Source organism: Rhizobium sp. 62_C5_N11_2 (assembly GCF_051811185.1).
Taxonomy (GTDB): domain Bacteria; phylum Pseudomonadota; class Alphaproteobacteria; order Rhizobiales; family Rhizobiaceae; genus Rhizobium; species Rhizobium leguminosarum.
This window is the reverse complement of sequence record NZ_JBPWPW010000001.1, coordinates 1,572,594-1,592,484: the sequence shown is the minus strand read 5'-3', so window position 1 is coordinate 1,592,484 and position 19,891 is coordinate 1,572,594. Positions and strand designations below refer to the sequence as shown.

Here is a 19,891-nt window from a genome sequence, read left to right as displayed (position 1 = left end):
GCTTGATGCATCACTTGAGCCCGGGGGTTCCGTCGAACTTGCGTTCCAGGCCGTCCCAGCACTCGAGGTAATTATCCTGCAGCGTTTCGAGCTCGGCTGCGTATTTCGTCAATTGCTGCGGGTACCTGGTCTCGAACATGAAGGCCATGGTGTGGTCGAGCTTCACCGGTTTGAGCTCGGTATTGGATGCCTTTTCGAAGGCAAGCGCGTCCGGCCCGTGGGGAAGCATCATGTTGTGCAGGCTCATGCCGCCGGGCACGAAGCCCTCCTCCTTGGCGTCATACTGGCCATGGATCAGGCCCATGAACTCGCTCATGATGTTGCGGTGGTACCAAGGCGGACGGAAGGTGTGTTCGGCGACCAGCCAGCGCGGCGGAAAAATCACGAAATCGACATTTGCCGTGCCGGCATCTTCGGTGGGCGCGGTCAGCACCGAAAAGATCGACGGATCGGGATGGTCGAAGCTGATGGCGCCGACCGGAGAAAATGTCCGCAAGTCGTATTTGTAAGGCGCGTAATTGCCGTGCCAGGCGACCACATCGAGGGGCGAGTGGCCGATCTCCGTGACATAGAATTTTCCGCACCACTTCACATGCACGCGGCAAGGCGTTTCCTTATCCTCGAAAGCGGCAACGGGTGTCTTGAAGTCACGCGGGTTTGCCAGGCAGTTGGCGCCGATCGGTCCGCGGTCCGGCAGCGTGAATTTGGCGCCGTAATTCTCGCATATATAACCCCGCCAGACCGTCTGCTCGCCGCCCTTGAGAACCTTGAACATCATGCCACGCGGGATGAGGCATATTTCCAGGGGCTCGACATCCATGATGCCCATTTCGGTGAACACTCTGATGGCGCCGAGCTGCGGCACGATCAGCAGTTCACCGTCGGCGTTGAAGAAGTAATCGTCGACCATGTCCTCATTGAAGACGTAGGCATGGGCTGACATGCCCACCTGGGTGGTGGCATCGCCTGCCGTCGTGACTGTCCGCACCCCTTCGAGAAAGGTCAGTCTCTCCGCGGGCGCGGGGATGGGATCCCAGCGAAGCTGGCCCAGAGGAAGCGAGTGCTCGTCGAGGCAAGGCGCCGTTTTCCAGAGCGGATAGGATGCGTTGGAGAAGCGGCGGGTGTGACGCACGCTCGGGCGAATGCGATAGAGCCAGGACCTTTCGTTCGTCCCGCGCGGCGCGGTGAATGGCGAGCCGGAAAGCTGCTCCGCATAAAGACCGTAATTGCATTTCTGCGGGCTGTTCTGACCCTGCGGCAAGGCACCGGGAAGCGACTCGGTTTCGAAGTCATTGCCGAACCCCGGCATATATTTCAGCCTGTTTGCCGTCGCGGCTTCACCGTCGGATGTCTGGATCGATGTCTGGTCCATTGCTCACTCCTCCCGTAACCCACCTGCGCCGCGCACCTTTCCAGACGCGCGGCGCTGCAGAGTTTACTCCGCTGCAGTACCGATGACACCACGCTTGATCTGATCGGCCTCGATCGACTCGAAGAGAGCCCGGAAATTGCCCTCGCCGAAGCCCTCGTCACCCTTGCGCTGGATGAATTCGAAGAAGATCGGGCCGATAACGGTCTTGGAGAAGATCTGCAGCAGGATTTTCGTCATGCCGCCATTCACCACACCTTCGCCGTCGATGAGGATGCCGTGTTTCTTCATGCGCTCGATCGGTTCGCTATGGCCGTTCACGCGTTCATAGGACATGTCGTAATAGGTCTCCGGCGGACCCGGCATGAAGCGCAGGCCGTTGTCGGCAAGCCTGTCGGTGGCGTCGTAAATGTCCTCTGTTCCAACGGCGATGTGCTGGATGCCCTCGCCCCGGTACTTCTTCAGATATTCCTCGATCTGGCTGGTGTCGTCCTTCGATTCATTCAGCGGAATGCGGATCTTGCCGCAGGGCGAGGTGATGGCGCGGCTCACCAGACCGGTGATGCGGCCGTCGATATCGAAGAAGTGGATCTGCTTGAAATTGAACAGGTTGCGGTAAAAATCCCACCACTTGTCCATATTGCCGCGGAAGACGTTGTGCGTCAGATGGTCGAGATAATAGAAGCCGATCCCCTGGGGATGCAGGTCGCGCTCGCCAAGCCAATCGAACTCGGCTTCGTAAGCCGATCCCTTTTCCCCATAGGTCTCGACGAAATAGAGCAGCGAGCCGCCAATGCCGACAATCGCCGGGACGTCGAGCGCCTTGTCGTCCCCCTCATAGGGAACCGCACCTTTTGATACCGCGTGGTCGAAGGTGTGCTTGGCGTCGACGACGCGCCATGCCATCGATGGGGCGCAGGGGCCATGGTTTGCGACGAAACGGGCGGCATGACTGCCGGGTTCGGCGTTTAGCAGATAGTTGATGTCACCCTGGCGCCAAACGGTGATGTCTTTCGTCTTGTGCCTGGCGACTACGACGTAGCCCATGCGTGTGAAAAGCTCGCGCAGTTTCTCAGGCTCGGGATGGGCGAATTCGACGAATTCGAAGCCGTCGGTACCGGCCGGATTGTCGGCGGTGATTTCCGAGGGCGGCGCATCATGTGGGAAGGGACCCATTTTCTTTCCTCCAGAGGAGATTGCATTTCTATGCAAAGTGTGGCCCAAAACGCGTGCAAAGTTCTTGCATTCTTTATGCTCCAGGAAGAGATTATGCACGATCCGTGAGTATTTTGGAGATTTCGTGCAATGGATGAACCGCTCGACAAATTGGATTTGCGCCTGCTCCAGGAACTTCAAAAGGACGGCAGGTTGACGAACAACGAGCTGGGGGAGCGGATCGCGCTTTCACCGTCGCAATGCTCTCGCCGGCGAACGAGACTCGAGGCTGAGGGATATATCCGCAGCTACCGCGCCTACCTCGATCGGCAGAAGCTGGGTCTGGATATGCTGGTGGTTATTTCCGTGACGCTTGCCACCCACAACAGAGACAATGCCCGCCGGTTTTCGCAATTGATCAACGGGTTGCCTGAAGTTCTCGAAGCCTATGCGCTGACCGGTGAAATGGATTATCACCTGACGGTCGCGACCCGCGGGCTCGCCGACCTTTCCAAATTCGTCAACGACGTTCTGTTGCCCCATGAGTCCGTACAGCACGTGAAGACGTCGATCGTGCTCGACACGTTGAAAACATTCGAAGGCTTTCCGGTGCTCATGCCGGGACACTGGCATAGCGACAGCACGCGGTGATGTGACGGTATCGCCCTGCGCAGATATCTAAATCAGAGCGGCAGTTCGGTCGAGAATTTCAGCTCGCGCAGCACAAAGCTCGAGACCACTGTGCGCACATGCGGGTTGCGCATGAGATAGCGGGTCATGAAGGCTTCGTAGCTTTCCACGTCGCTTGCCCTTATCTTCAGCATGTAGTCGAAGGCGCCTGATAGGGCGTAGCATTCCATGATCTCCGGCCGCTCCAGCACCACCGAAGCGAAAGACGCAACCGCCTCTTCGTGGTGATCCTCCAGCGTCACATGCGCGATGACGCAGAGCTTGAGATCGAGTTTGCCCGGATCGAGCAGTGTCACCCGCTTGCGGATGACGCCGTCGGCTTCCAGTTCCTGGATCTTCCGCCAGGCTGAGCTCTGCGACATGCCGGCCTTTTCCGCCAAGTCTGCCAGCGAAAGGCTACCATCTGCCTGGACGAGTTGCAGAAGCTTGCGGCGGAAATTCCCAGGTTCTTTCATTTTATGCGTCACTTTCGGGAAGATTTGCCATCACTATGGCAATAGCCAGCATGAAAGAAAAGAAAATCCTCCAAACCCGGATCATAATAGCAGGAATAGAGCCGTGCCTGGGAGGATCAGCCTATGACCAAGGAAAGCAGCTACACCGCCAAACTGCCCGGCCCGGACGGTTTGTATGACTACACCCCGGATGAAGATGCGATATGGGGCGAACTCTACCGGCGTCAGATGAAGTTGCTGGCCGATACGGCCTGCCGCGAATATCTGGACGGCGTCAAAATGCTGGGGCTGAAGCCAGACAAGGTGCCTCAGCTTCTCGACGTCAACAGACGCCTGAACGAAACCACCGGCTTCGGCGTCGAAGGCGTGCCGGCGCTCATTCCGCCGTCGCGCTTTTATGAACTTCTGTCGCAAGGCAAATTCCCGCTCGCAACCTTCCTGCGCCGTCGCGAGCATATCGACTATATCGAGGAACCGGACCTGTTCCACGAGGTTTTCGGCCACTGCCCCATGCTCACCAACCAGAGCTATGCCAATTTCGTCCGGCATTTCGGCGAGACGGCCGTCCGCCTCGGCAAGGGCTATTCATGGCATCTGTTCCGCATCTTCTGGTTCACCGTCGAATTCGGCCTGATCAATACGCCGCAGGGCCGGCGCTGCTTCGGCGCGGGTATTGTCTCATCGCCAAGCGAAGCGAAGGCGGCAATGGAAGGCAAGGCGTGCGAGTTCCGGCCGTTCGATCTGCTCAGCGTGCTGAGGACGCCCTACCGGATCGATATCCTCCAGCCGATCTACTATGTCATCGACAGCTTCGCCGATCTTGAAGCGATCGTGGAGCAGGATATCGAGGCCACGATCCTGAAGGCAAAATCATTGGGTGATTTCGCGCCGGCTTTCGAAGCCAAAGCTTCGTGAATCGCCGCAGGCAATACCTCGCGAGCGACAAGCCGGAGAAGAGTGGGATCGCGATGGATTCCCCCTCACTTCGGCGTGGCTGAACTTCGATTGACGAAATCCACCAGCACACCGGGCTTGACCATGCCGGCCAGCTCTTCGGCGTCCCAGTTCGTCAGCCGCACGCAACCGTGCGATCCCACCTTGTCGATGAGCTTGGGCTCCGGCGTCCCATGTATTCCATAGGTCGGCTCGGTCAGGTCGATCCAGACCGTGCCGACCGGACCGTTCGGCCCTTTCGGGATCGTCAGGACCTTGTCGTTCTTGCCCTGCTTGAAGTTGCGCTTCGGGTCGTATCGGTAGACCGGCATCCTGGCGACGCCCTTGACCTTATGCTTGCCCGACGGCGCCGGATTGTCTTCGCTTCCGATCGTCGCGGGATAGACGGCAAGCAGTGATCCGTCCCCGGCAAAGGCAAGCACCTGTCCCGTTTTCTTGTTGGCTTCGATCGTCTTGACCTTTCCTTCCCTCGGCGGGCCGGGGGTCACGACCCACACCGTATCGCCGGGCGCAAACTGCGAAGCGGGATTGAGCGCGTTTACCAGATCGATCCCCATGTGAAACCGCTCGGATAGCTTCTCGGCAACGCTCGTATATCCCAGGCTCTGCATCTTTGCCTTCTCGCCATAGTCTTCGGGGATCTTGTCAACGAGACCCTTGGCATCGTCGGCCGAGACGACGTAGCTCTCGACGATGGGGGCATTGCCTTCCAGCCGGGAGACGACTTCCGCATCCAGCCTGCCGTCGACGGGAAGATCGTTCATAGCCTCGAAACCGGCCACGGCCTTGTTGACGTTCTCGCCGGAGAGGCCATCGATCACGCCGGGAGACGCGCCCGCTCGGTCGAGCAAAACTTGAAGGCGGACGATCGCCGGGTCTGGATCTGCTGGAGCCGGCTTCTCCGCGCCAATGGAAGCAATCGAAGCGGTATTGATGGCTTCGGGTCGAAGTTCCCGCGCGGCGGCGCCGCCAACGTAAATGGCCAGGGCGAGCAGCGACATCGGCAGGGCTGTTTTCATGGACGACAAATGGCTGGAGCCGGAACTTGTTCCACTGCGCGAGAGCGGCCGGAGAATTTTGGCGACAGCTACGTCTTCAGCGGAACCGCCGGCTTCTGTTCACGATGATTTCAACGTCCAGCCTCAGTAAATTCAGTACAGCCGCCAGTTGATCAGAAGGAGCAAGCAGCGGTCACGGCGTCTTCGCTTGTTTCCTGGTTGCGCGCGACCTTGCCGTGCGACGGGTCGGCCTCAGTTCCTCGATCGTCGGCAGCCACCACGCGGCGTTCTGAACCGGAAGCATTTTCGCGGGCCAGGTGCGGATGAGTTCTTCGAGTGTGGGCACCCGCCAATATCCCCAGACGTGATCCTCGGTCACGCCGGGATAAAAGTCCGCAACGACATCCGGGTCGACCAGTTCGCCTGAGATTTCGCTAAAGACGACGATTCCATAGGCGGTGACCACAGGACGTCCTATTGGCGGCAGGTCGTCGCTCTGAAGCGGGTAACGGTGACGCTTTCGTTCCGCAGAGCGGAGTTTGCTGCGCATCTCCTGTTCGGTCCCCTTCCGCTCCTCGGCTCGACGTCGTCTCTCTTCCGGCTCGTTTCTGCGAGCCGCCGCCTCGATCTCGGGCCATCTGCGCCGGAGTTCCTCATAGGACCGGAAGGGAACGTGCCAAATCCTGAGATCGCCGTCCCACCGTGAGAATGGCACCTCGCGCAATTCGTCGACGACGGTCTTCGAATACGGCGTGCGGATTCGGAAGCCTGCCTTGCCGAGTTCGAGATATGGACTGTCGATGGGATCGAAGGCGAAGGCGTCGCGTCCCTTTGCGTCCGCATGGGCGTCGGCTTCGGACTCGATCTCGGCAAGCCATCGTCCGATGCGGCGGGACGCCGTCCGCCCGGGAACGAACCAGGCCTGGCGGGCATCGCTCCAGCGGGCACGCGGGAAGCGTCTTCGGAATTGCTCGACGGTCATCCTGTCGTAAGGGAAAGAAATGTCCGCGCCGGGCTTCGCACCGTCTTCGCCGGACGGAGCCTTGTCGTGATCAGCGGCGGATTTGGATTCGGTCATGGAAGGAGAACGCTAACGCGCAGCGATCGGTTTCCGATAAGGCGCTCGCTTGGCTGCCCTCTCAGTGAATTGTCTTCGACCGTTTCTCGGTATGCGAGATGTCATCGAGCGTCGCGATAAGCTTTTCGAACTCGCTCAAGACACGATTGAACTCGGCGTCCAGCATGTTGACGATTTCCGGTATCGTCGAGGACACGGACGCAATCAGCCTGTCGATCCATACGCAGCGCTCGGCTGGCACATTTGCGAGAACCTCCCGCCGATGCGTCTTCAGCTCGCGGAGGATGCGAACGATAAGGGCTGCTCGATCCGCTCGGCTCAAGAGCGGAAGCCTTGTCTGCGCCTGCTGGATTTCTGTTATCAGCGCCGTTGCCATCCCCTGATCTCCAACACTCTAATACAACCGGGTATCACAACCGTAGCGTTTGCAACACGGACTTTAGTCTGATTCACCAGCTTGGTGCAGCGTGATCCGCACCGCGCGACCACCGCCGATAATCAATTGCTCGTCGCAAAGAGATCCGACATGTCGCAACTGCGCCGCGGTCCTTCCCATGGTTGATACGTATTGTCTTCCGGTCGATACGACTTGTAGCGAGCGGCGCACCGGGCTGCCGCCTGTGCATTCACTTTCGTGCCGACGCCTTCATCGGCCTCGGCGACAGTCCGCTGGAACGGCGATGCGCATTCGCGGGTCTCACCGCTATAGGACTGATAGCTGTTGGTCGCGGGATCGAAAGAGCGATAACGTTCCCCACACCAGGCAAGATGCGCGGCCGAAAGTCTGGGCTGCGGTGTCTGAAGTTCGGCTGGCGGGCGAGCCGAATCGGGCCTCGCCGCTGACGCCATCCTCGCCGACGCCTCGGTCACATAGCTGGAATAGAGAGGCGGAATTCGTTCATAGGGCTGCTGCCGAGGATCGACTTTTACCGGCGTCGGCGTCCATAGATCGCGCGCTGCGAGTTCCTTGAAGGCGTGAGGTTCGGAATCCGCCACGACATAGGATGCGACAGATGCGGCAGCGACGCAGGCCCCGACCGAGCTTAAGATGCCAAAGGCAACGAATGCGATGGCTTTCATTGTCCCGACCCCTGCTGTTGAACCTGTGGAACCCAGACACGGCCGGCGGCACTGCTATGTCGGCCGCCGGTGGCGACAAGCACGGCGAGAATGCCGGCGATTGCCAGCAGGATGGCGATCAGCGGCACGGCCAGACCACCGGATTTCTCTTCGGAATAGATCATGTTCCTCTCCTCGCTGGCGCTCCGGCGGCGGGGGTCGCCGCCGGGGGCATCGGCTGTTTTTGGCCGCACGACGACGCTGCCGTCGGTCGTGCGGCGGTTCCCGGACTTTGAGCGATGATTTCCGGATGGAGGACGCGGCAGAGGCCGCGGATAGGATCAGATCACTTGATGACCTGGATCACCTTGCGGGACGACGGTTCGACGATGACACGTTCATCATTGACCACCGCATAAGCATAGGTCGGGTCATCCGGAATAGGCGTTACGACAACCGTCTCCGGCAGGGGCTGACCGACGACGACCTTCTCCTTCACGACCACGCGCGCCGATGGTGCCGGAGCCTCGCGGACATAGGTGACGACCTTTTGCGGCGGCGGATCGAGCACGGTTCCAACGACTGCGCCGGCAACGCCGCCGACGGCGGCGCCAACGGGGCCGCCGACGATCGCCCCAGTGACCGCGCCACCGGCGGCACCGTTGACGGTCGAGGACTGGGCGAATGCGACGCCCGACATGAGGGTCGCGGCAGTTGCCGCACCGACGATAAGCTTGGAGATCATTTTCTCCTCCTTCTGGTTTCGAGGCGGCCTTCGCGACCGCTGCCAACCAACTAGCTGGACACAGGGTCGTTCCACGCCTCAGACCTCAGTCTGATCGACCCCGGCCTTTGGTCCCAAACCCATTCCAAGGCCCGTTGCCGACGCTATTTCAAGATCGAGAACCCGCATAATCGCGGGCATAAGCAGGAGATCGAAGGAGATGGCGCGATCCAACCGCCGGGAAGCCGGACGCAGGCGCCTGGCGATGCGTCTGCCGCATATGCGGAAGTTGATCATGGAAGCGCGCGACCCGTGGCAGCTGGAGCTCTTCGAAGCCTATCAGATGGCAGTCGAAGCCCGCGACTCCGTTCGAAGGCGACGGTTCAATCCGAACCTGGTGCTAGAGTACGACGAAACCTGTTTGGTGATCGAGCGACACGTCATCTGCGCGATAGAGGAAGCCTCCTACGCGCACCCGTTGAAGTCCGACGAGCCGTCATACCCGGGCGGATAGATCTTGCGACGGTATCGCCTGATTGAGACGACAGCCTGCGCCACGGAGTCTTATGGTGCGCGGCAGGCGACGACGAGCGCGCTCATGCCGCTGCAAGGACGGGCTCCGTAGCGCGATTCCACGCGCTCGGCCACTTGAGCGACGATTTCCGGCATACGCTCCTCCGGCACCCGCCGTTCGACCTCTCCCCTGAGCGGAGTGCCTTGGCAGAACGCCGCAGCCACGTCGTGCGCGGTGGCCGCGACTGACGTCAATTCGACCCGATCGCAGGATACCGCATCAAACCCCGCCGAAGTCAGCTGCGCCTTGATCGGATCGGGGTCGAAGTAGGAATATTGCAAGCGCCTGAAAAAATCCGGCGGATCCGACGGGAAGAGGCTTCCCAGGCATTCGTCCACACATCTTGCGAAGTCGTTGGCCTCGATTGAATCCCACGTCGAGAACAGGAAACGACCTCCGTTCCGCAACACTCTTTTGGCCTCGCCATAAGCCTTCAGCTTATCCGGAAAGAACATTACGCCGAACTGGCAGATGACGAGATCGAACATCGAAGACGCGAACGGGAGATCTTGCGCATCGGCGTGCATCCAGTGGGTCCGCGACATCGTCAGTGATGGTGCGCCAACGTCGATCATCGCCTGGCTGAGATCGGTGGCAACGATCTCCGTTGCCGGATCAAGCGTCGCCCGCAGAGCACGAGTCAAGGCGCCCGTCCCTGCCGCGACCTCGAGAACGCTGCCCGGCTTCAATCGCTCGGCGACGATCGCCATCTCCGAAGCATAGGGCTCGAAGAGAATCGGCACGAGATGGCTATCGTAAAATTCGGCGACGCCTTCCGCGAACGGCTGGAGAGAAGCGACAGATGCGGCGCGGGCGCTGCCTTCGAAGTCCATGGAAATCATCACTCACAAGCCTCCAAACCCAAGTCGGTCGGCCAGGAAGTATGCCTGAATCTGCTGATGTCTACTGGGGTCAGACCTTGGTCCCAACCTCCTCCGACCGAAGTCCCTGGGGTGGAACGCGCATCGGACTCGCGCCGTTTCGAACGATACTGAAGGAGATCCGAACATGAACCAGAGTCATAGATCCAGAGTGAATGACGCCTGTAACGCGTCCGTCTTCGCCCTTGTTATCGTTCTGGCCGCCCTTCTCTACGTGTTCGGCGCAGCCATGTCGGGCGATACCGTCGGGCTGACCCAGAGCATAAGAGGCGCCGAGGTCTTCGACACCAGGAATGTGCCCTGACGCTGTTTGGAAAACTCTAAAGACGCGGTAGGTTAATCGGGCAGTCTCTTACCGGTATCAAAATGAATTGGCTTCGCCGCTGGAATGCCCGCTCACTCGCCTCCCAGTTCTTTATCGCGGGTGGGCTCATATCGATCGCCGCCATGTTCGTGGTAGGCTTTTTTGTAAGCCACCTGATAGAGGAGGCCGTCATCCACAATTCAGGCGCGGCGACGGCGCTTTATGTGGACAGCGTGATCGCGCCACTACTTCCCGATATGCAAACAGAGTCATTGCTTGATGAAGCGAGTGCTCAGGCTCTGGACGAGACACTCGGTCAAGGTGCGCTCGGCAAGCGCCTTGTTTCGTTCAAGCTGTGGCGAAGCGACGGCACCATCCTCTATTCGAACGAGAAGGAGCTGGTGGGCAGGAAGTTTGCGGTAAGCGACAAGCTGCAGAGAGCATTCGCAGGATCTCTCGTCGCGCGCTACGAAATCGCCAGCGATCCGGAAAGCGACAAGGAGCGCGCGCTCGGCAAACCGCTCATGGAGATCTATAACCCTGTGCTCCAGCCGTGGTCCGGACAAGCGGTCGCCGTCCTTGAGTTCTACGAGACAGCACAAGGACTGGGCGATAGTCTGGCGCATGCCAGGCTCCGGAGTTGGGGCGCCGTCACCGCTCTCACGGCGACCTTTTTCCTTGTTCTCTCCGTTCTGGTGTTCCGGGGTAGCCGCACGATCGAGACACAACGCAAGGATCTCAAAGAACGGGTCGATGAACTGTCTGCACTGCTGGCGGAAAACCGCGGGCTCCAACGACGGCTGCAGCGCGCCTCCCAGCGGGCGGCAGCGCTGAACGAAACCTATCTGCGCAGCATCGGTGCAGATCTGCACGACGGTCCAGCCCAGCACATTGCCTATGCCTCACTGCGCCTCGACAGCGACATGTTGATCAATGCGTCCACCCAGCCCGAAGCGCGTGAAAAAGAGCTTGCCTGGATACGCTCGAGCCTTGCCGAGGCGATGACGGAGATCCGCAATATCTGCAGCGGACTGGTGCTTCCGCAGATCGAGAAGTCCTCAATCACCGAGATCGTCACGCGGGTCGTCGAAGCGCATCAACACAAGACCGAGACCCATGTCGAAACGATTATCAACGAAGATGGACCGGACCTTCCTCCTGCCGTGAAGATCTGTATCTATCGCTTCATTCAGGAGGCCCTGAATAATGCCTATCGCCACGGTGGCGGCGTTCAGCAGGCTGTCAGGGCTGTCTCGCGCAAGGGTCATGTTCGTGTCGAAGTCAGCGATCACGGCGACGGCTTCAATCCGAGCGAGGTGAGACCAACGAGCCTCGGCCTCGTGGGGTTGCGGGAGCGCGTCGACAGCCTGGGGGGATCCTTCGACATCAAGACAGGCGAAGAAGGAACGACCGTGACCATGATCTTCGAGCCAATGGAAGTGGGAGAGTAGCGATGACATCAATCACCATCGGCGTCGTGGACGATCATCCGCTTTTTCGAGAGGGTGTAACGCGTAGCCTGTCGGAGATCAGCGGCTTTGTCGTCGTTGGCGAGGGAGCCAGCAGCGACGACGCGGCGATGATCGCCTCAGACAACCACCCCGACATCATGCTTCTCGACGTCTCGATGCCCGGCGGCGGGCTGTCTGCGGTCAGTGACGTCCTGGCGCGGAGCCCCGCAACGAAAGTGCTGATGTTGACTGTATCCGAGGAAGTGGACACCTTGCTGGGAGCTCTGCAACGGGGCGCGATGGGTTATGTTCTGAAAGGTGTCGGTTCGCGTGGCCTCGCCGAGGCAATCCAAACCGTCCTGCGTGGCTCGCGATATATCTCGCCGACGATGTCGGCAAAGGTCATGGAGAATTCGCTGAATGGCGGAACCTCCGACAAAAACAGTCTAACGCCACGGGAACGCGAGGTGATGGATCTTGTCGCCCAAGGCTTGTCAAACAAGCATATCGGCTTGCGTCTCAGCCTGCAGGAAAAGACTGTAAAGCACCATATGACCCAGATTCTGAGCAAGCTTGGTGCCTCGAACAGGACGGAAGCGGCTCTGCAATGGCGCGAACGGCGCTGAAAGAAGTTATTGCCCGACTATCACGCTTCAGCGAAGAAAGCGGCTCAGCCGGCGGGCATCGCTGGCCGTCGCCTGTCGATTTATGATCGTCCGGCCCTTCGAGTCCTTCATAATGTAGCGACCGCGCTGCAGGACTTCAGTGATACCGTTCGAATGACGGACGTCGATCGAGCCATCGGACGCTGCCGTCGCTCTCGTTCCTGATCCTACTGACGCCCCTGAAGAAGAGGAAGAGGATCCCGTGCTGCCGGTGGAACTCCCACCATTGCTATTGCCATTCCCTGAGCCATTGCTGTTGCCACCACCACTGCTATTGCCATTCCCTCCCCCGTTGCCCTTACCGCCGCTGTTGCCATTCCCTCCCCCATTACCGTTGCCGTTCCCACCGCCGTTGCCATTCCCATTGTTGCCGTCTTTTGCCTGCGCGCGCTCCACCGCCAGAACAGGAAGGAAACCGCCGAGATTCAATGTGGCTGGTGATGCGGCAGCGACGAGAGCAACAGCCGCGCTGCCGCCCAATCGCAGAAAATCGCGTTTCCGGATACTCATGCCATAGCCTCGTTCGTCCGTTCTTCGCCGTTTTCCCATGCAAAATATGACGCGTAAGATTTCTCGCTGTTCCGCAGACAAATTGCAACCGACCTAGGTAGTAGGCGCCGGCAAGACTTTGGTCCGGCTTAATTGATTGCCATACTCGGCGTCCAGAAAAGTCCGAGCGATCGCAAGCCCAGAGTCACTCGCTTCTCCATCTCTGTTATTCTGTGAGGTCAGGAAGCATTTCTATGGAACTTCTCCCCTCGTCGTCGCTTTGTTTGTCGAAGTGCAACAGAGGAAACCCCGATGGCAAACCCGAACGAATCCCCCGCAGTCCAGTCCATGCGAAAAGAGCAGGCAGAGCAGCGGAAGCAGACCCGAAAAGGCGAACTCGACAAAGCAATCGAGGACACCTTTCCGGCGTCCGATCCGGTGTCAGCCACCCACACCTCAATTCCCGCCGGCCGCAGCGACGTCGAGGCGGCCGAGCGTGTGAAGCGGGAGCCCGATCCCACCAAGCTGGAGGACGAGTTTCAGCTCGTGGATCAAGCCCTGCGCTCGACCGGTGAAGCTGCCCGCTCCTCCGATATCGATCGCGAAAAAATGCGCGCTCTTCAGAAAGAAGCCGGTCGGATGGCCGAATCCGCTTCAAATCTGGCTTCTGGAACAGCCCGCCTGGCAAAGGCGGAGGCTCGCACATTCGTCCACGACCTCGAGGATCGCATACGCCGGCAGCCGCTGACAGCGGTCGCAATCGTCGCCGGCATCGCCTTCGTCTTTGGTGCGACGCGTTGAGGAGCCAAGTGGCAGTCGGCTCGCTCGATCACCCCGAGAGGGTTCGGCCGGCGGAACATTACGGTGTGGAGAGCCGCCTCCATTGGGACGATTGCGGGCGGGGATTTCCTGAGGCGAAAACTCAGGAGCGTTTGTAGAGCCTGTCCGTGCTTCGACTTCCGGGGGGCATCGTGAAAATTGCAACCTATAACGTCAACGGCATCAATGGACGGCTGCAGATCCTACTGCGCTGGCTCAAGGAGGACGCCCCTGATGTGGTCTGCCTCCAGGAATTGAAGACAGACGACACCGGGTTTCCACGAAAGGAGATCGAACGGGCCGGCTACGGCGCCGTCTGGCATGGACAGAGATCCTGGAACGGGGTGGCCATCCTGGCGAAGGGCAAGACCCCGATCCTGACGCGGCGCGGTCTTCCCGGCGATCCGGACGATACCCACAGCCGGTATATCGAAGCTGTCGCCGACGGTATCCTGATCGGATGCCTCTATCTTCCGAACGGAAATCCGTTCCCAGGAGCAAAATTCGATTACAAGCTTCGCTGGTTCCGTCGCCTACACGAATATGCCATCGAACTCCTCGATATCGGGGTGCCTTCGATCCTGGCCGGCGACTTCAACGTCATGCCGACCGAGATCGACGTATACAAGCCGGAACGCTGGCTGGACGATGCCCTTTTCAGGCCGGAAGTGCGCAAGGCCTATGCTCATCTCGTCGCCCAGGGCTGGACCGATGCCGTCAGACATTTGCATCCAGAAGAGCGGATCTACACCTTCTGGAAATACTGGCGGAACAGCTTCGAACGTGACGCTGGGCTTCGGATCGACCACTTCCTGCTCTGTCCGGCCGTCGCACCGTGGCTGCGATCGGCGACCGTCCGGCGAAAGCCGCGCGGCTGGGAGCATACGAGCGACCACGCGCCAGTCATGATCGAGCTCGACGTTTCCGAGGCGGAAGCCGACCTATGAGCCGCGAGCGAGGGAACCTGTCATGGCGCCGGGAGTTAGCCTGTAAAGCGCCGCCGATGTGAAGGATCGCATTCCTGCCCCGCAATTCTCCAACCTGATGTGACCGATATGGACGAAAGCAAGAACTACCTGAACACCGACGAGATCCAGGCCGATGATCAGCTGTCGCCGAAGCCTGTCGAAGGCAAGGATCCGCCAAGGCGGGTGCGCAGAAGCGAGGAAGCCATCGCCGAAGGTTCTGACGATACCGAGCGCGTCCGGGTTCAGCCACCCGTTGCGAATCCTGATTGATCAACCCATGGACCCTTCTCGAAGTGATTCAAGTTCCTGGCATCCCCTCAGTTGCCAGCGTCCAGATCGTAGATGCGGCCCGTCAACCAGGCTGGCCAGTCTCGCTCGAAAAAGGATCTGGCGCTTTCATCGAAAGTGCGGTTCGCACGCGTTGAAAGCCTAATCTCATCACCATCAAGCCGAACGACGATCTGCTCCTTCCGATGCACTTCGCGTTCCTTCCGGAAACGATAATCCTGCAACGGCCCTGCGCTCGCAAGCGGCAGGGATTCGCCCGTAGCATCGCATATGGCGCGCGCGCCGCGGCTGCCGCCTCCATTGCGAATGAAGAAATCAAGTGCGCTGAGCACGGCTTCCGACGCGAGCGCCATATGCCGCCATTGCACACCTCGAACCGCCTCCGCTGCGCGACCATAGGCAATGCCGTCGGCGCGAATTTCAGCGTTCAGTTTCCGCGCTTCGACCAAGGCTCTGCCTACGCTCTCCTGATCGCAGATGATGCCAGCCTTCTCGCTCATTCGTGCCTGCACTTGCGAACGGATAGATTTGACGGTGAGCGGGCTCTCGGTCCGAAGGACGGCAAGGAGGTCGGCGATGCCTGCTTCTGCGTTGCCGGTTATATCCCCCGTGGCGGCCAGCTTCGCCCTGCCGCTGGCGCTGGCGTGCTCGGCCGCGCGGGTGCCGAAGACTTGCCCGGCATTGAGCGCCGCTCCGCCCGGCCTCGTCACGCCGTGTGTGCCCGCCGCTTCTCCAACCGCATAACAGCCGCCGAGATTGCTGCGGCCCCAGGTGTCGACCATGATGCCGCCGTTCATGTGCTGGTTGTTGACCGCAAATTCCAGCGGCTCTTCGGCAATATCGATCTTGTAGCGGCGGTAGAGCTCGATCGCGAGCGGGTTCATATGCTTCAAGCGATCGATCGGCATGTCCTGGTCGGCGCCGGCCTTGTCTAGATATTCGCGGACGTCTTCATCCAGTCTTTCCAGACTGAACGGCAGATCGCCCGGCACGGATAGGGGATTGCGATTGAAATCCATAAAGACGCGCCGCCCTGCGGCTGTTTCGCTAGCGATGGCAAGGTCGACCAGGCTTGAGCCGAAATCGAGCATGCGCGTCGCGTGAAATGGCCACTGATAGCCCTTGCGGAAGATGTTCGACGCCAGCTCCTGCGTGCTGCGATAATACTCTGCCAGAAAGTGGTGCTCCCTGCCTTCGCTATCGACCGAGTAGATATGCGGGATCGCCTGGACGTAGGTGCCTGACAGATTCCACGGGAACCCTTCCCTGCGTGTTCCGATACCAAACTGGCTTTCGGTCAGGTTCACGAGGTCGACGCCGGCCTCCAGCGCCAATCCGAGAGAACCGAAGCAGCCGTTGGGATAAACGCTGTCGCGATAAAGTTCGCCAGGCCCGCCGGCCGCAAGCACGATCACCCCACTGACGAACAGCGCGATGCCCAGCGGGTTCTCCTCCGTGCGGTCGCTGGCACGCATGGCGAGTATGCCGACGACGTGGCGGTCAGCTTCACCACCCTCGGTGAGGATCTTGACCGCGGTGGTCTGATTGAAGAACGGCACTCCAAGCCGGATCGCCTCCTCGGCCAGCACCTTGACCATCAGGCGCGAGGTGCGCGGGCCGCAACTGGTAGCGCGGCCGACTTCGTCATGGTCGGTCTGATATCTGAGCGTTCCGCCCAGCAGATCCTGCGGCAGCGGCAGACCTAAGAACTGAAGCGACGCCATCATCCGGGACGAACCCACAGCCTCGACATAGGCCGTGTCCTCGTCCATTGCGCCGCCGCTGCGGATGGCTCGGGCCATCGCCTTGTAATTGTCGCCCTGATCCGCCGTATTTGCAGTGTGAAGGGTCTGCTTGTCGGATCCCGAACAGGCCGAGGTTCCACCCCACGCGCTTTGGCTGACGATGACGACGTCATCGCCGCGCCGCTTCATTTCCACCGCGGCTCGCAGACCTGCCGCGCCGGATCCGACAATGACGCAACCCGCTCGATAGACCGGCACCTCGACGCCGGCGAGCCGGATCACTTCCGAAGGAGCGGGCTCGGTTGGTAGCCGCGGCATGTCGACATCGGTCAGTGCGTCAAGAATTTCCTGCGGAACGTCTATGGTCATCGGCGTTCAGCCAGCGGGATGTCGACCCAGCGCCTCTCGCGAGAAGACTCCATGCATGCGTCGACGATCTGGCAGATGTGATGGCCGGTATCGAATGTCGGCCACATCGGCCGGTTTGCAACGATCGAGCGGATCACCTCGGCCACCTCGATGATCTTGCTTTCATTGTAGCCTAGGCCGAAATTCGGCAGGGGAAGGAAAGCCCTGAAGGTGGGGTTTTCAGGCCCAACGTCGATCTCCCGGAAGCCGCGCCGCCCCGTTCGGTCATCGTTGGAGTAGAAGCGCAGCCGGTTTATCTCGTCATAGGTATAGGCGATGCTGCCCTTCGTTCCATAGATTTCGTAGGTCTGCATGAACTTGCGGCCGGTCGCGACACGGCTGAAATCGACGATCCCGCCAGCGCCGTTCTCGAACCGGCACAGCAGGTTCGTCGCATCGGGATTGGTGATATCGGCCCAGGTCTCATTGCCTGACAGTTTCACCTGCTCGCCATAGGCAAGGCCCTCGACGACAGGCCGGCGCGGCGTCACGATGAGATTGTCGGCGATCAACGAACTGACGCGGCCGACCAGGAAATCCATGAAGCTGAAGATGTGCGAACCGGTATCACCGACGATCCCGGTCGGCGCAAGCTTTCCATCAGCGCGCCACATGAAGGGCGCGTAGGGATCGCCATACATGTCGACGTGCTGGCAGCCGCGGAACAGCTTGATCTCGCCGATTTCGCCGGATTGAATGATGTCTTTCGCCAGATCATGGACAGGATTGCGAGGAAAGGCGTGTCCAACGCGGGTAATGACACCCTTCGCCCGGGCGATGTCGGCCAGTTCCCGCGCTTCAGCGGCGGTGTTTGCCAACGGCTTCTCGCAATAGACATGTTTGCCGGCCAGCAAGGCCGCCTTGGCCACCTGGTAGTGAAGGTGGTCGGGCAGGCAGATATCGATCAGATCGACATCCGGATCAGCGACCGCGAGATTCCAATCCTGAAGAATTTTTGCACCCGGCGCCCTGAGGGCAAGATCCCCGGCTGCCTTTGAGGGGCCTTCGACGAGAGCCACGATCCGTGCAGTTCCGTCCGACACTCCGAAGAAATGCGGAAAGGTCTGATAGGCCATCGTATGGACCTTTCCCATCCAGCCCGAGGCGCCAAGCACTGCAACTCTGACTTCAGACATTGTCGTCTCTCCTCTCGAGATGGCTTACCGGATTTCGACGCGGGCCCGAGGCCTCGCATCGTTGCGTTCGTAGGCGAAGATGGTGGGGGCAAGTGCCGGCAAGCCTCGAATGAGGTCCGATCCTTTTTCGCCGACCATGATCGTCGGGGCGTTGGTATTGCAGGACGGCACGCGCGGCATGACGGATGAATCGCAGACCCTGAGGCCTTCCAGGCCATGGACCTTGAGATCGAGCCCGACAACCGCGTCAGGCCCTGTCCCCATCTTGCAGGTACCGACCGGATGATGATCGGTCTTTGCGTTGGCGCAGCCGTAGTCGAAAAGCTGCTCGTCGGTCATGACCTTCGGTCCTGGAAGCCTTTCGGCCATGACATAGGGCTTCAGCGCCGCCTGTTGCATGATCTCGCGCGCGAGCTTGAGCCCTTCCAAGGACATCGTCCTGTCGTGCGGATCGGACCAGTAGTTGGGGTCGATCAATGGGGCGGCAGCCGGGTCTGAGGATGACAGACGGACTGTCCCCCGCGAGCGCGGATGCAGATAGGCGGAATTAAGTGTCACGCCCGCATTCTTGAGCCGCTCGACACCGGCTTCGATGCCCGAACCCAGGCCGAGATGGAACTGGATATCAGGAGAACGGGCTTGCGGATCGGCGTACCAGAAGCCGCCGGTCTCGAAGAGCGATGAGGCGACAGGACCGGTGCGGAACAGGACGTATTGAATCCCGGCCCAAAGTGTCCGGTGGAGTTTTGCAACGCCATCATAGGTGTGATCGCCGGTGCATTCAGCGATGACGAAAAGATCCAGGTGATCCTGCAGGTTTTCGCCGACACCCGGCAGATCGTGGAGCACTTTGACGCCCACCGACCGCAGATGATCGGCCGGTCCTATGCCGGACTGTAAAAGCAGCTTCGGTGATCCGATCGCGCCCGATGACACCAGCACTTCGCGTTCGGCGCGCACGATCTCCAAGCCGCGCGAGGTCACGATCTCGACGCCTGTCGCACGGGCTCCCTCCACGATAATACGGGCGACGCGCGCGCCCGTCCGGACCGTCAGGTTCTTCCGGTCCTTGATCGGGGAGAGATAGGCGAGCGAAGCCGACGACCGGCGGCGGTTGCGCTGCGTGAGCTGATAAAATCCCACTCCCGCCTGCTGGCGTCCGTTGAAGTCGTGATTATAGGGAATGCCGAGCTCCTGCCCTGCACGGATATAGGCGTCGCAGATCGGCAACGGCGCAGCCGGCATCGAGACGCCCAGCGGACCGCCATAGGAGTGATAGTCGTCAGCGAAGCGCTGATTGTCCTCCGCGCGTTTGAAATAGGGAAGGATCGAGCGGTAGTCCCAGCCCTCGCAACCGTCTTCACGAGCCCAGAGATCATAATCCGCCGCGTTTCCGCGTGTATAGAGCTGGGCGTTGATGGACGAGCCACCGCCGATGACTTTCGCCTGCGTATAGCGAAGCACCCGACCTTTCATGTGCTTCTGGGGAACAGTTTCCCATCCCCAGCTGGCAACGCCTTTGGTCATCTTGGCGAAGCCGGCCGGCATGTGAAAGAGCGGATTCCAGTCGCCTCCGCCCGCTTCGAGCAGGAGCACGCTGACATCGGGATCTTCGCTCAGCCGGTTCGCAAGAACGCATCCTGCCGGACCGGCGCCAGTGATGATGTAATCGAATCCCATT

At 60.1% G+C, this 19,891-nt stretch carries 23 protein-coding genes; 9 read left to right on the top strand and 14 right to left on the bottom strand.

Features of this window, described 5'->3' with window-relative positions; translation table 11 throughout:
* Positions 1–10: 10 nt before the first annotated feature.
* Entirely contained in the window at positions 11–1,372 is a 1,362-nt protein-coding gene (gene hmgA / locus AB8B31_RS08090; protein WP_018241704.1) for a homogentisate 1,2-dioxygenase, read from the bottom strand.
* A 63-nt stretch (positions 1,373–1,435) separates the two neighbouring features.
* Complete coding sequence (gene hppD, locus AB8B31_RS08085) at positions 1,436–2,545, bottom strand: 4-hydroxyphenylpyruvate dioxygenase (RefSeq protein ID WP_018241703.1); 1,110 nt, start codon at positions 2,543–2,545, stop codon at positions 1,436–1,438.
* Between the two features lie 129 nt (positions 2,546–2,674).
* Here hppD and AB8B31_RS08080 point away from each other — a divergent pair, with 129 nt between their 5' ends.
* Complete coding sequence (locus AB8B31_RS08080; RefSeq protein ID WP_018241702.1) at positions 2,675–3,175, top strand: Lrp/AsnC family transcriptional regulator; 501 nt, start codon at positions 2,675–2,677, stop codon at positions 3,173–3,175.
* Between the two features lie 32 nt (positions 3,176–3,207).
* On the opposite strand, the gene AB8B31_RS08075 is transcribed toward AB8B31_RS08080, so the two are convergent.
* Positions 3,208–3,669: an Lrp/AsnC family transcriptional regulator gene (locus tag AB8B31_RS08075; protein ID WP_003547665.1), complete on the bottom strand. Its 462-nt coding sequence runs from the start codon at positions 3,667–3,669 to the stop codon at positions 3,208–3,210.
* Positions 3,670–3,792: 123 nt separating this feature from the next.
* Between AB8B31_RS08075 and AB8B31_RS08070 the strand changes: the two genes are divergently transcribed.
* Entirely contained in the window at positions 3,793–4,584 is a 792-nt protein-coding gene (locus AB8B31_RS08070) for a phenylalanine 4-monooxygenase (protein WP_018241701.1), read from the top strand.
* A gap of 65 nt (positions 4,585–4,649) precedes the next feature.
* Here AB8B31_RS08070 and AB8B31_RS08065 read toward each other — a convergent pair whose 3' ends face one another.
* From AB8B31_RS08065 to AB8B31_RS08040, 6 genes are all read right to left on the bottom strand, one after another.
* On the bottom strand, positions 4,650–5,651 hold the full coding sequence (locus AB8B31_RS08065; protein WP_018241700.1) for a L,D-transpeptidase family protein: 1,002 nt from the start codon (positions 5,649–5,651) through the stop codon (positions 4,650–4,652).
* Positions 5,652–5,814: 163 nt separating this feature from the next.
* Positions 5,815–6,699 carry a hypothetical protein gene (locus tag AB8B31_RS08060; RefSeq protein WP_018241699.1) on the bottom strand — a complete coding sequence of 295 codons (885 nt, stop codon included), beginning with the start codon at positions 6,697–6,699 and terminating at the stop codon, positions 5,815–5,817.
* Positions 6,700–6,760: 61 nt separating this feature from the next.
* Complete coding sequence (locus AB8B31_RS08055) at positions 6,761–7,075, bottom strand: hypothetical protein (RefSeq protein ID WP_018241698.1); 315 nt, start codon at positions 7,073–7,075, stop codon at positions 6,761–6,763.
* Positions 7,076–7,197: 122 nt separating this feature from the next.
* The gene (locus tag AB8B31_RS08050; RefSeq protein WP_018241697.1) at positions 7,198–7,779 is read right to left on the bottom strand and encodes a BA14K family protein; all 582 of its coding nucleotides are present in this window, start codon (positions 7,777–7,779) and stop codon (positions 7,198–7,200) included.
* Entirely contained in the window at positions 7,776–7,943 is a 168-nt protein-coding gene (locus AB8B31_RS08045) for a hypothetical protein (RefSeq protein WP_018241696.1), read from the bottom strand. Before AB8B31_RS08045 ends, AB8B31_RS08050 begins: the two co-directional genes overlap by 4 nt.
* A 161-nt stretch (positions 7,944–8,104) precedes the next feature.
* Entirely contained in the window at positions 8,105–8,503 is a 399-nt protein-coding gene (locus AB8B31_RS08040) for a DUF1236 domain-containing protein (RefSeq protein ID WP_018241695.1), read from the bottom strand.
* A gap of 199 nt (positions 8,504–8,702) precedes the next feature.
* Between AB8B31_RS08040 and AB8B31_RS08035 the strand changes: the two genes are divergently transcribed.
* Positions 8,703–8,996 carry a hypothetical protein gene (locus AB8B31_RS08035; protein ID WP_018241694.1) on the top strand — a complete coding sequence of 98 codons (294 nt, stop codon included), beginning with the start codon at positions 8,703–8,705 and terminating at the stop codon, positions 8,994–8,996.
* A gap of 50 nt (positions 8,997–9,046) precedes the next feature.
* Here the strand turns inward: AB8B31_RS08035 and AB8B31_RS08030 are convergent, their stop codons facing one another.
* Positions 9,047–9,898, bottom strand: a complete 852-nt coding sequence (locus AB8B31_RS08030; protein WP_018517685.1) for a class I SAM-dependent methyltransferase — start codon at positions 9,896–9,898, stop codon at positions 9,047–9,049.
* Positions 9,899–10,064: 166 nt separating this feature from the next.
* Between AB8B31_RS08030 and AB8B31_RS08025 the strand changes: the two genes are divergently transcribed.
* The 3 genes from AB8B31_RS08025 to AB8B31_RS08015 all read left to right on the top strand — a co-directional run bounded on the left by AB8B31_RS08025 (position 10,065) and on the right by AB8B31_RS08015 (position 12,318).
* Entirely contained in the window at positions 10,065–10,241 is a 177-nt protein-coding gene (locus tag AB8B31_RS08025; RefSeq protein ID WP_018241692.1) for a hypothetical protein, read from the top strand.
* A 62-nt stretch (positions 10,242–10,303) separates the two neighbouring features.
* On the top strand, positions 10,304–11,692 hold the full coding sequence (locus AB8B31_RS08020) for a sensor histidine kinase (protein ID WP_018241691.1): 1,389 nt from the start codon (positions 10,304–10,306) through the stop codon (positions 11,690–11,692).
* A gap of 2 nt (positions 11,693–11,694) precedes the next feature.
* Entirely contained in the window at positions 11,695–12,318 is a 624-nt protein-coding gene (locus tag AB8B31_RS08015; protein WP_018241690.1) for a response regulator, read from the top strand.
* A 27-nt stretch (positions 12,319–12,345) separates the two neighbouring features.
* On the opposite strand, the gene AB8B31_RS08010 is transcribed toward AB8B31_RS08015, so the two are convergent.
* Positions 12,346–12,867 (bottom strand): hypothetical protein, encoded by a 522-nt coding sequence (locus AB8B31_RS08010; protein ID WP_018241689.1) that lies wholly within the window; start codon positions 12,865–12,867, stop codon positions 12,346–12,348.
* A 291-nt stretch (positions 12,868–13,158) separates the two neighbouring features.
* On the opposite strand from AB8B31_RS08010, the gene AB8B31_RS08005 reads away from it, so the two are divergent.
* From AB8B31_RS08005 to AB8B31_RS07995, 3 genes are all read left to right on the top strand, one after another.
* Entirely contained in the window at positions 13,159–13,647 is a 489-nt protein-coding gene (locus tag AB8B31_RS08005) for a hypothetical protein (protein ID WP_018241688.1), read from the top strand.
* Between the two features lie 170 nt (positions 13,648–13,817).
* The gene (xth, locus tag AB8B31_RS08000) at positions 13,818–14,612 is read left to right on the top strand and encodes an exodeoxyribonuclease III (RefSeq protein ID WP_026188363.1); all 795 of its coding nucleotides are present in this window, start codon (positions 13,818–13,820) and stop codon (positions 14,610–14,612) included.
* Between the two features lie 108 nt (positions 14,613–14,720).
* The gene (locus AB8B31_RS07995) at positions 14,721–14,903 is read left to right on the top strand and encodes a hypothetical protein (RefSeq protein ID WP_018241686.1); all 183 of its coding nucleotides are present in this window, start codon (positions 14,721–14,723) and stop codon (positions 14,901–14,903) included.
* Positions 14,904–14,950: 47 nt separating this feature from the next.
* Here AB8B31_RS07995 and AB8B31_RS07990 read toward each other — a convergent pair whose 3' ends face one another.
* The 3 genes from AB8B31_RS07990 to AB8B31_RS07980 are packed head-to-tail and all read right to left on the bottom strand — an operon-like array spanning position 14,951 to position 19,890.
* The gene (locus AB8B31_RS07990) at positions 14,951–17,035 is read right to left on the bottom strand and encodes an FAD-dependent oxidoreductase (RefSeq protein ID WP_018241685.1); all 2,085 of its coding nucleotides are present in this window, start codon (positions 17,033–17,035) and stop codon (positions 14,951–14,953) included.
* Positions 17,032–18,210, bottom strand: a complete 1,179-nt coding sequence (locus AB8B31_RS07985) for a Gfo/Idh/MocA family protein (RefSeq protein ID WP_018241684.1) — start codon at positions 18,208–18,210, stop codon at positions 17,032–17,034. The genes AB8B31_RS07990 and AB8B31_RS07985 overlap by 4 nt, the downstream gene beginning before the upstream one ends.
* A gap of 24 nt (positions 18,211–18,234) precedes the next feature.
* Positions 18,235–19,890: a GMC family oxidoreductase gene (locus AB8B31_RS07980; protein ID WP_018241683.1), complete on the bottom strand. Its 1,656-nt coding sequence runs from the start codon at positions 19,888–19,890 to the stop codon at positions 18,235–18,237.
* Between the last annotated feature and the right edge of the window lies 1 nt (position 19,891).

Excerpts from the sequence above, each read along its gene's own strand:
- hppD (WP_018241703.1), bottom strand. The coding sequence starts at position 2,545 with ATGGGTCCCTTCCCACATGATGCGCCGCCCTCGGAAATCACCGCCGAC.
- AB8B31_RS08050 (WP_018241697.1), bottom strand. The coding sequence starts at position 7,779 with ATGAAAGCCATCGCATTCGTTGCCTTTGGCATCTTAAGCTCGGTCGGG.
- AB8B31_RS08035 (WP_018241694.1), top strand. The coding sequence starts at position 8,703 with ATGGCGCGATCCAACCGCCGGGAAGCCGGACGCAGGCGCCTGGCGATG.
- AB8B31_RS08045 (WP_018241696.1), bottom strand. The coding sequence starts at position 7,943 with ATGATCTATTCCGAAGAGAAATCCGGTGGTCTGGCCGTGCCGCTGATC.
- AB8B31_RS08020 (WP_018241691.1), top strand. The coding sequence starts at position 10,304 with ATGAATTGGCTTCGCCGCTGGAATGCCCGCTCACTCGCCTCCCAGTTC.
- AB8B31_RS08015 (WP_018241690.1), top strand. The coding sequence starts at position 11,695 with ATGACATCAATCACCATCGGCGTCGTGGACGATCATCCGCTTTTTCGA.
- AB8B31_RS08005 (WP_018241688.1), top strand. The coding sequence starts at position 13,159 with ATGGCAAACCCGAACGAATCCCCCGCAGTCCAGTCCATGCGAAAAGAG.
- AB8B31_RS08025 (WP_018241692.1), top strand. The coding sequence starts at position 10,065 with ATGAACCAGAGTCATAGATCCAGAGTGAATGACGCCTGTAACGCGTCC.
- AB8B31_RS08030 (WP_018517685.1), bottom strand. The coding sequence starts at position 9,898 with ATGATTTCCATGGACTTCGAAGGCAGCGCCCGCGCCGCATCTGTCGCT.
- AB8B31_RS08040 (WP_018241695.1), bottom strand. The coding sequence starts at position 8,503 with ATGATCTCCAAGCTTATCGTCGGTGCGGCAACTGCCGCGACCCTCATG.
- AB8B31_RS07985 (WP_018241684.1), bottom strand. The coding sequence starts at position 18,210 with ATGTCTGAAGTCAGAGTTGCAGTGCTTGGCGCCTCGGGCTGGATGGGA.
- AB8B31_RS08080 (WP_018241702.1), top strand. The coding sequence starts at position 2,675 with ATGGATGAACCGCTCGACAAATTGGATTTGCGCCTGCTCCAGGAACTT.
- AB8B31_RS08070 (WP_018241701.1), top strand. The coding sequence starts at position 3,793 with ATGACCAAGGAAAGCAGCTACACCGCCAAACTGCCCGGCCCGGACGGT.
- AB8B31_RS08075 (WP_003547665.1), bottom strand. The coding sequence starts at position 3,669 with ATGAAAGAACCTGGGAATTTCCGCCGCAAGCTTCTGCAACTCGTCCAG.
- AB8B31_RS07990 (WP_018241685.1), bottom strand. The coding sequence starts at position 17,035 with ATGACCATAGACGTTCCGCAGGAAATTCTTGACGCACTGACCGATGTC.
- AB8B31_RS08055 (WP_018241698.1), bottom strand. The coding sequence starts at position 7,075 with ATGGCAACGGCGCTGATAACAGAAATCCAGCAGGCGCAGACAAGGCTT.
- AB8B31_RS08010 (WP_018241689.1), bottom strand. The coding sequence starts at position 12,867 with ATGAGTATCCGGAAACGCGATTTTCTGCGATTGGGCGGCAGCGCGGCT.
- hmgA (WP_018241704.1), bottom strand. The coding sequence starts at position 1,372 with ATGGACCAGACATCGATCCAGACATCCGACGGTGAAGCCGCGACGGCA.
- AB8B31_RS07980 (WP_018241683.1), bottom strand. The coding sequence starts at position 19,890 with ATGGGATTCGATTACATCATCACTGGCGCCGGTCCGGCAGGATGCGTT.
- AB8B31_RS08060 (WP_018241699.1), bottom strand. The coding sequence starts at position 6,699 with ATGACCGAATCCAAATCCGCCGCTGATCACGACAAGGCTCCGTCCGGC.
- AB8B31_RS07995 (WP_018241686.1), top strand. The coding sequence starts at position 14,721 with ATGGACGAAAGCAAGAACTACCTGAACACCGACGAGATCCAGGCCGAT.